Here is a 7,244-nt window from a genome sequence, read left to right as displayed (position 1 = left end):
GGCCGCTGAGTTGAAGGCCGACCGGGAGCAGATCGAAGCCATGCTCCAACACCACTCAGGCACCTAACCCCGTCCGGGGGCTGTGTCTCGGGTGGCGGGGTGCACCTGTCTGGCAGAGGCCACCTGCACACGGGCGGTGGCCGTGGCAGATAAGGAGCCCTGGTCATGGCGATCCATACCCAACAGTCATTCTCCGGTTTCATCGCTTCAGCACCGCAGCTGAGCTACACCGAAAACGGTGACCCGCGCTTGTTCGTCAAGGTCGGCAAGGAGCACTACCAGCGCGAAGCCGATGGGTCGTTTACGCAGAAGGACACCACCTTCCACAACCTGGTGGCCTTCAAAGCCGCCGCCGAACAAGGCCATGAACGCCTGGCCAAGGGCGACAAGATCATCGCCGAAGGCTACGTCCGCGAATACGAGTACACCGACGCCAACGGGCTGACCGCTCCCGGTGAGGAGTTCGTGGCCCGCCGGATCGGTCATGACATGGCCCGCACCCGCTACGAGGTGGACCGCACGCCCCGCCGCAGTCTCGAACGCGACGCCGCCGGGTTCGAGGCACCCCAGCGGCAGAACCCACAGTCCGAACCGCCCAACCTCAGCCTCTGACACCGGCCAGGAGCCAGAGCCATGAACCAGCACACCCCACACGACCCGGGGCCGGAGGACTACCTGGCCCACGACACCTATGACGCGGCCTATGACGAACCAGACCCCGGCTTTGAGCCAGGGTTCGACCCCGGCGGCGACCTTCCTGAACCGCCGAAGCCGATCAACTGGAACCTGCTTGCCGCCGAGGACCTGGAGGCTGAATGGCTGGAACTAAACAAGTGGGTCCATTGGCTGCGGCGGACCTACGGGCTACCGGCCAGTGTGATCCCACCGTTCTGGCACCACCACCCCGAACTGGTCTGGGAACTCTCCGCCCTACACCTGCACTGGCTCGGAGCCTACGACCCCGAACAGAACGCCTCAGCTCCCATCGGGTGGCACCGGGACTTCGCAGACGCCAGAGCCCGGCTACGCGAGTGGGTCGCAGCCTCGGGCACCCGGCTAGATAGGGACCGACCCACCCGGCAGACCTCCTGGCCCGGAGAAGAACCCGCCCCACCGGTAGAAGACCTCACCATCGAAGACCGCGAAAGCGAGTTCGTGGACTTCGTGATGGCCCAAGTCGCACAACGACGCCAAGCCGAAGACGAATTCTTCCGCCACCTCGACGACCACGCAGACACCTATTGATCCGCTTCCGGCTCACGCTGGTGGAGGATGGCCTCGCTCTTTGAGCGGGACCATCCTCCACCAGTATTGGGTCCGAAGATCGACTTTTTACTTCAACGAGGGGATCTCTACCAGCAGCTGTTGCTGGAGCTCGTTGAGGTCCACCCGGATCAGTCGCCCTACGCGGTAACCATGTACTGTGCCGTCAGCGATGCGGCGTCGAATGGTCTTGACCGAGACGCCGAACTGTTCGGCGGCTTCCGCGAGCGAAACCAGCTGTTGCTCAGAGGAGGACTTCTTGTCCTGTGCTGCCATGAGGTGTCACCCCCTTTCTTCGTGGCTCTGACATCTCATAGGTGTCCATCTCCGCCCTGACTGTCCTTATCTGCCTTCTTTCGGGCCTCGATCTTGGCCTGAGCCGTTCTGCTCATTCGCTCAGCCAGCTCCCGGTCCCGTGCCATGGTGCTGTGCTGGTAGCGCAGGACGACTCGGATGTCTGAGTGACCCCCGCGGCGCATCAGCTCGGCGAGCGTCGCTCCCTCCTGGGCGAAGATGGTCAGTCCCGTATGGCGCAGGTCGTGGAAGCGATAACGGTGGGGCAGGTCGTTGACCTTCTCACGGACTTCGGCCCATATGTACCCCCATCGGGTATTCGACAACGGGACACTCCCCCGCCGCGTTGTTGGCACCACGGGTGCTTTCGCCTCGGGCGCCACATTGTCTTCCAGGTGCTTCCTCAGACGGTGGAGCATGATGTCGGGGACGCTCAGCGGGCGTTTGCCGGCTTCGGTCTTCGGCATGGTCAGGTCGCCTGTGTTGGCGTTGAGCTGACGGTGGACGTAGAGGGTTGCGGTGCCGTCCTCATGCCAGATGATGTCCCGACGCTGCAGACCCAAGCACTCCCCTCGCCTGAGCTGACACCACGCAGCCAACAGAACCATGATCCCGAAATGCTCAGGTGTGGCGTCATACAAGGCCTCTACCTGGTCCGGTCGGGCCACATCATCAGTCTCCGCATGGTCGGAGTCGTAGCGGACTGATTCCTGTTTCGGCACAGAGACCGGGGGTGCTGCTGGGATGATGCCGTCCCGGGCGGCTTGGCGCAGGATCATCATCAGCACCACGAGTACCGGCCGGCTGACCCCGTTGAATTTGGACTTCGGGTTCAACGGTGAGGGAATCGCATCCAGCCGATCGGTCATCACTTTGATGCGTGCTGCATCGATGTCCCGCAGTGGGGTGTCTCCGAACTCCGGGATGAGGTATCCGCTGACCTTGCTCTGGTAGGACCGGATCGTCCCTTCAGACCGCTTCTTGCCGCTGCGGTTGGGCTGGGTACGGATCATCTCCATCCAATGCTCGGCATACTCCGCGAAGCCGAGGGTCCGGGCCCTCTCCGCCTCGGCCTCCGCCCGTCGGCGAGCCGCCACCACGGCCGGGGGCTCCCATTGTCCGCGGGCGATCTGTGTATGGACGTTGGCCAGCCAAGTCCGCGCGTCGGTCTTGGTCAGGAAGGTCAGCGGCTTATCGGCCTCAGTTCGGGCTGTATACGTCCGGCCATCCGGGCCGGGATACCTGACCTGCCAACGACCAGAAGGCAGCTTGCGGAGTCTCCCCCATGCCTCGCGTCGTGTTGATGATGTCTCGCGCTTTTCCGTGCTCATCGCGCCCTCCCGTGGACTCCTGCGGACCATTGCGGGCGGGCGTGCCCCTCCGTGCCCCTTCCTTTTGGTACACGGCTACATCCGCGCCATTTCGCGGATCTAGGGGTGCTAAAGGGTCGCTGAGGGGCACGTTGGGGCACGACCTCGGGGCTACCTTCGGCCACGATTACGGGTGCTCGGCATCCCCTTTCCCATCGGGAAGGTGTGCTCGTGCCCCCGGCGTGCCTGCATGTAAGGCTGCTGGTGTGCATCTTCGTCCTCCTGTGTTCGTTAGGAGGAGGCACGAAAAAGGGCCCGGACCTGCAGAAACCTGCGGATCCGGGCCCCTTGCCAGGCCTTACGGCGACAACTCAGGACATCTGTGTTGAGAAAGTCTCAGAAGTCCCAGTCGTCGTCTTCGGTCTCAACGGCCTTGCCGATCACGTAGGAGCTGCCGGAGCCGGAGAAGAAGTCGTGGTTCTCATCAGCGTTGGGGCTCAGTGCCGAGAGGATCGCCGGGTTCACGTTGGTGACCTCGGCGGGGAACATTGCCTCGTAGCCCAGGTTCATGAGCGCCTTGTTGGCGTTGTAATGCAGGAACTTCTTCACGTCCTCAGCCAGCTCGACGCCGTCGTAGAGATCGTGGGTGTACTGCACCTCGTTCTCGTAGAGCTCGAAAAGCAGGTCATAGGTGTAGGCCTTCAGCTCCTCGCGGCGCTCAGGGGTCTCCTGCTCCAGAGCCCGCTGGTACTTGTAGCCGATGTAGTAACCATGGACGGCCTCATCACGGATGATGAGGCGAATAATGTCCGCGGTGTTGGTCAGCTTGGCCCGGGATGACCAGTGCATAGGCAGGTAGAAACCGGAGTAGAAAAGGAAGGACTCCAGAATCGTGGAGGCCACACGCTTCTTCAGCCCATCGTTGCCGTGGTAGTAGTCCATGACGATCTGCGCCTTGCGCTGCAGATTCGGGTTCTCCTTGGACCAGCGGAAAGCCTCGTCAATCTCCTTGGTGGAGCACAGGGTTGAGAAGATCTGGGAGTAGGACTTGGCGTGCACCGACTCCATGAAGGCGATGTTGGTCAGGACCGCCTCCTCGTGCTGGGTCAGGGAGTGCGGGATGAGCGCCACCGCACCCACGGTGCCCTGGATGGTGTCCAGCAGGGTGAGGCCGGTGAAGACCCGCATGGTCAGGGTCTTCTCCTCCTCGGTCAGGGTGGCCCAGGACTGGACGTCGTTGGACACCGGCACCTTCTCAGGCAGCCAGAAGTTGTTGACCAGCCGGTTCCAGACCTCGCTGTCCTTCTCGTCCTGAAGGCGGTTCCAGTTGATCGCCTCCACGTGGTCGAGGAGACCCGACTGCGTAGGCGCTGCTGCGGAGGTAGTCATGGTGCTTCTTCCAGTTCTCTCAAACGGTGCGTGCTAGCGGCGCGGTCGGCGTCGCTCTTCAGGTCGGGTCCGGGGTGCCGGACACCAGGGTCACAGCATGCAGGAGACGCAGCCCTCGACCTCGGTGCCCTCCAGGGCCAGCTGGCGCAGACGGATGTAGTAGAGGGTCTTGATGCCCTTCTTCCACGCGTAGATCTGTGCCTTGTTGATATCCCGGGTAGTGGCGGTGTCCTTGAAGAACAGCGTCAGGGACAGGCCCTGGTCCACGTGCTGAGTGGCAGCGGCGTAGGTGTCGATGATCTTCTCGTAGCCGATCTCGTAGGCATCCTCGTAGTACTCGAGGTTGTCGTTGTCGAGGTAGGGCGCCGGGTAGTAGACGCGGCCGATCTTGCCTTCCTTGCGGATCTCGATCTTCGAGGCCACGGGGTGGATCGAGGAGGTCGAGTTGTTGATGTAGCTGATCGAACCGGTCGGCGGGACTGCCTGCAGGTTCTGGTTGTAGATGCCGTACTTCTGCACCTCGGCCTTCAGGGCCAGCCAGTCGGCCTGGGTGGGAATCTGCACGTGGGCGAAGAGCTCACGGACCTTAGCGGTCTTCGGCTCCCACACCTGCTCGGTGTACTTGTCGAAGAACTCGCCGGTGGCGTACTTGGAGCGCTCAAACCCGTCGAAGGTCTGACCGGTTTCCTTCGCGATCTGGTTAGAGGCGCGCAGGCAGTGGAACAGCACCGTGTAGAAGTAAATGTTGGTGAAGTCAAGGCCCTCTTCGGAGCCGTAGAAGACCCGCTCACGTGCCAGGTAGCCGTGCAGGTTCATCTGGCCCAGACCGATGGCGTGGCTGCGCTTGTTGCCCTCCGCGATCGAGGGCACCGAGTCGATGTAGGACATATCCGACACGGCGGTCAGCGACCGGATGGCGGTCTCGATCGTGGCGCCGAAGTCCGGGGAGTCCATGGTCTTGGCGATGTTCAGCGAGCCCAGGTTGCAGGAGATGTCCTTGCCCACCTGCGCGTAGCCGAGATCGGCGTTGTACTCGCTGGGCTCAGAGACCTGGAGGATCTCGGAGCACAGGTTGGACATGGTGATCCGGCCCTCGATGGGGTTGGCCCGGTTCACCGTGTCCTCGAACATGATGTAGGGGTAACCGGACTCGAACTGGATCTCCGCCAGAGTGGTGAAGAACTCACGCGCGTTGATCTTGGACTTCTTGATCCGGGCGTCGTCGACCATCTCGTAGTACTTCTCCGAGACGGAGATCTCGCTGAACGGCTTGCCGTAGACGCGCTCGACGTCATACGGGCTGAAGAGGTACATGTCCTCGTTCTTCTTCGCCAGCTCGAAGGTGATGTCAGGGATCACCACGCCCAGGGAGAGGGTCTTGATGCGGATCTTCTCATCGGCGTTCTCACGCTTGGTGTCCAGGAACCGGTAGATGTCCGGGTGGTGGGCGTTGAGGTACACCGCGCCCGCACCCTGACGAGCACCGAGCTGGTTGGCGTAGGAGAAGGAGTCTTCCAGCAGCTTCATCACCGGGATGACGCCGGAGGACTGGTTCTGGATCTGCTTGATGGGCGCGCCGTGCTCACGGATATTGGTCAGAGACAGTGCCACGCCGCCGCCGCGCTTGGACAGCTGCAGTGCGGAGTTGATGCCGCGGGCGATGGACTCCATGTTGTCCTCGATGCGCAGCAGGAAGCAGGAGACAAGCTCGCCGCGCTGCTTCTTGCCTGCGTTGAGGAAGGTGGGGGTGGCCGGCTGGAAGCGACCGGTGATGATCTCCTCCATGATGCGCACGGCCAGCTGCTCGTCGCCGCGGGCCAGGTGCAGGGCCACCATGCAGACGCGATCCTCAAAACGCTCCAGGTAGCGCTTGCCGTCAAAGGTCTTCAGCGCATAGGAGGTGTAGAACTTGAAGGCACCCAGGAAGGTGGGGAAACGGAACTTGGCCGCGTAGGCCTGGTCCCAGAGGCTGCGGATGAACTCCCGGCTGTACTGATCCAGGGTCTCGATCTCGTAGTAGTCGTTATCGACCAGGTACTTCAGCTTCTCGTCGAGATCGTGGAAGAAGACGGTGTTGACGTTAACGTGATCCAGGAAGTACTTGCGCGCAGCAAGCTGGTCGGCCTCGAACTGAATCTCGTTGTTGGGGCCGTAGAGGTTCAGCATGGCGTTGAGCTCGTGGTAGCTCAGGCCCTCCCACTGCGGCGGGACCTCTTTGGCCAGGGGCGGCTCTTCTACGCGGCTGAGAGGCTTGACTGCTGTTTCCAAAACTTTTCCAATCCTTCGTGGACTCTGGACACGTCCTCTTCGGTGCCCATGAGCTCGAATCTGTACAGATGCGGAACTCCGCATTTCGCGGCGATGATGTCGCCGGCAATGCAGTAGCTCTCCTGGAAGTTCGTGTTCCCTGCGCCGATCACTCCACGCAGCAGATTCCGGTTGGACTCCACGTTGAGGAACTTGATGACCTGCTTGGGAACTGAGCCCTTGCCGCCGTCGGCCCCGTAGCTGGGAACCACCAGCACAAAGGGCTCGGTGGCCAGCAGGGTCTCATCCTTGGTGTGCAGTGGCAGCCGCGCGGTCTCAGACTCAGGCAGGCCCAGCTTCTTCACGAATCGGTGCGTGTTGTTCGACACCGAGGAGAAGTAGATGACTCGCGCAGAGGTGACCGTCTGCGCTGTCCGGCTCTGCTCTGAGGTGAGCATCATCAGGCGACGGCTGCGGTGCTCTCTGCGGAGGCCAGCTCGGAGATCTTGTCCGGGCGGAAGCCGGACCAGTGATCGTTGTCGGTGATGACCACGGGAGCCTGCATGTATCCCAGTGCGCGCACACGCTCCAGAGCCTCGGCATCCTGGGAAATGTCGACGGTCTTGTAGGTGACGCCGTTCTTGTCCAGGGCACGGTACGTGGCGTTGCACTGCACGCAGGCGGGCTTGGTGTAGACGGTGACGCTCATGGGGAAGTCCCTTCACATTCTGGTGTCGTATG

The 7,244-nt window shown here is 62.1% G+C and carries 8 protein-coding genes; 2 read left to right on the top strand and 6 right to left on the bottom strand.

Features of this window, described 5'->3' with window-relative positions; translation table 11 throughout:
* The first annotated feature begins 165 nt into the window (after positions 1-165).
* Both RH857_RS11820 and RH857_RS11815 read left to right on the top strand, forming a co-directional pair.
* Positions 166-612, top strand: coding sequence for a single-stranded DNA-binding protein (locus RH857_RS11820; RefSeq protein ID WP_310538177.1), 447 nt, complete (start codon positions 166-168; stop codon positions 610-612).
* Positions 613-633: 21 nt separating this feature from the next.
* Entirely contained in the window at positions 634-1,245 is a 612-nt protein-coding gene (locus tag RH857_RS11815) for a hypothetical protein (RefSeq protein WP_310538176.1), read from the top strand.
* A gap of 87 nt (positions 1,246-1,332) precedes the next feature.
* On the opposite strand, the gene RH857_RS11810 is transcribed toward RH857_RS11815, so the two are convergent.
* The 6 genes from RH857_RS11810 to nrdH all read right to left on the bottom strand — a co-directional run bounded on the left by RH857_RS11810 (position 1,333) and on the right by nrdH (position 7,212).
* The gene (locus RH857_RS11810) at positions 1,333-1,539 is read right to left on the bottom strand and encodes a helix-turn-helix domain-containing protein (RefSeq protein ID WP_310538175.1); all 207 of its coding nucleotides are present in this window, start codon (positions 1,537-1,539) and stop codon (positions 1,333-1,335) included.
* 35 nt (positions 1,540-1,574) lie between these two features.
* Positions 1,575-2,888 carry a tyrosine-type recombinase/integrase gene (locus tag RH857_RS11805; protein ID WP_310538174.1) on the bottom strand — a complete coding sequence of 438 codons (1,314 nt, stop codon included), beginning with the start codon at positions 2,886-2,888 and terminating at the stop codon, positions 1,575-1,577.
* A gap of 375 nt (positions 2,889-3,263) precedes the next feature.
* Positions 3,264-4,256: a class 1b ribonucleoside-diphosphate reductase subunit beta gene (nrdF, locus tag RH857_RS11800; RefSeq protein WP_310538173.1), complete on the bottom strand. Its 993-nt coding sequence runs from the start codon at positions 4,254-4,256 to the stop codon at positions 3,264-3,266.
* Positions 4,257-4,346: 90 nt separating this feature from the next.
* The gene (gene nrdE, locus RH857_RS11795) at positions 4,347-6,524 is read right to left on the bottom strand and encodes a class 1b ribonucleoside-diphosphate reductase subunit alpha (protein WP_374761164.1); all 2,178 of its coding nucleotides are present in this window, start codon (positions 6,522-6,524) and stop codon (positions 4,347-4,349) included.
* Complete coding sequence (gene nrdI / locus RH857_RS11790; RefSeq protein ID WP_310538172.1) at positions 6,491-6,964, bottom strand: class Ib ribonucleoside-diphosphate reductase assembly flavoprotein NrdI; 474 nt, start codon at positions 6,962-6,964, stop codon at positions 6,491-6,493. The genes nrdE and nrdI overlap by 34 nt, the downstream gene beginning before the upstream one ends.
* The gene (gene nrdH, locus RH857_RS11785; RefSeq protein WP_310538171.1) at positions 6,964-7,212 is read right to left on the bottom strand and encodes a glutaredoxin-like protein NrdH; all 249 of its coding nucleotides are present in this window, start codon (positions 7,210-7,212) and stop codon (positions 6,964-6,966) included. The genes nrdI and nrdH overlap by 1 nt, the downstream gene beginning before the upstream one ends.
* Positions 7,213-7,244 lie beyond the last annotated feature (32 nt).

It is taken from the genome of Nesterenkonia flava (assembly GCF_031432335.1).
Classification (GTDB): Bacteria; Actinomycetota; Actinomycetes; order Actinomycetales; family Micrococcaceae; genus Nesterenkonia; species Nesterenkonia flava.
Note: the sequence above shows the minus strand (reverse complement) of the source record. Positions and strands in the feature narration are given on the sequence as shown.

What these genes read in the sequence shown, in the direction of transcription:
- RH857_RS11820 (WP_310538177.1), top strand. Translation starts at nt 166, where the DNA reads ATGGCGATCCATACCCAACAGTCATTCTCCGGTTTCATCGCTTCAGCA.
- RH857_RS11815 (WP_310538176.1), top strand. Translation starts at nt 634, where the DNA reads ATGAACCAGCACACCCCACACGACCCGGGGCCGGAGGACTACCTGGCC.
- RH857_RS11810 (WP_310538175.1), bottom strand. Translation starts at nt 1,539, where the DNA reads ATGGCAGCACAGGACAAGAAGTCCTCCTCTGAGCAACAGCTGGTTTCG.
- RH857_RS11805 (WP_310538174.1), bottom strand. Translation starts at nt 2,888, where the DNA reads ATGAGCACGGAAAAGCGCGAGACATCATCAACACGACGCGAGGCATGG.
- nrdF (WP_310538173.1), bottom strand. Translation starts at nt 4,256, where the DNA reads ATGACTACCTCCGCAGCAGCGCCTACGCAGTCGGGTCTCCTCGACCAC.
- nrdI (WP_310538172.1), bottom strand. Translation starts at nt 6,964, where the DNA reads ATGATGCTCACCTCAGAGCAGAGCCGGACAGCGCAGACGGTCACCTCT.
- nrdH (WP_310538171.1), bottom strand. Translation starts at nt 7,212, where the DNA reads ATGAGCGTCACCGTCTACACCAAGCCCGCCTGCGTGCAGTGCAACGCC.